Annotated in this window: 2 protein-coding genes; both read right to left on the bottom strand. The window is 40.5% G+C overall.

Features of this window, described 5'->3' with window-relative positions; all coding sequences use genetic code 11:
- A partial coding sequence (locus C1752_RS30515) for an asparagine synthase-related protein (RefSeq protein WP_353962727.1) occupies positions 1-256 on the bottom strand: 256 nt, incomplete at its 3' end.
- Positions 202-676: hypothetical protein (locus C1752_RS29625; RefSeq protein ID WP_233501925.1), on the bottom strand; the 475-nt coding region annotated here is incomplete at its 5' end. The genes C1752_RS30515 and C1752_RS29625, both read right to left, overlap by 55 nt.

The raw sequence follows: 676 nt of genomic DNA, 5'->3' as shown, positions 1-676 counted from the left end.
TTGAAGGTTGAAGATTTTTAAGAAAACTTTGAATTTCTGCTCGTTGCTGATTGAAACGCAATTTATAATCTGGAGAGAAATGATCTTTTGTTTTGCGCCATTGGATTTTCTTTGGCAATATTCCTTCTAACCCAGCTCTAACCATATAGCGTCTCCAGCCTTGATTGACTTTAAAATTGGATGGAGCGGCCAGTGCGAATTCTAACAACCGAACATCTGCAAATGGAGTAGAGTGTCTGATATGACTGTGATCCATATAAGGCATTCAATGCCTTGTCGCCTTTGTATTGTATTAGATTGAATTCTGTGTAACCCGGAGACCTCTTTTCTCATATATGCCGTTGACCTCTCGATTATTTCAGGCAATAACATGCCTGTATGGTTTTCAAGAAAAGCTTTTTGTATTGAAAGGTTAGGGGCAAGAGTCGTAAGCGCTTTTTTGATAGGTGATGAAACCGGGCCAATTCCGAGTTCTTCCCAAAATGGTCTGATTACCTTCGTGCCAAAGATTAACCATGGGGGATTTCCTTCTTCCTTTCCAAGGAGTTGTAGTTCCTTCATTAAATGCCCCAATTTAAGTTGTTTGAAAAGGTCTATCCAATAGCCGCTACCATGGTATGAGGGTCCCAATTCTCCATAGACTCCATCTAACAGTACACGGGCTTTATGTTGTCTG

The organism is Acaryochloris thomasi RCC1774 (assembly GCF_003231495.1).
GTDB lineage: Bacteria > Cyanobacteriota > Cyanobacteriia > Thermosynechococcales > Thermosynechococcaceae > RCC1774.
Note: the sequence above shows the minus strand (reverse complement) of the source record. Positions and strands in the feature narration are given on the sequence as shown.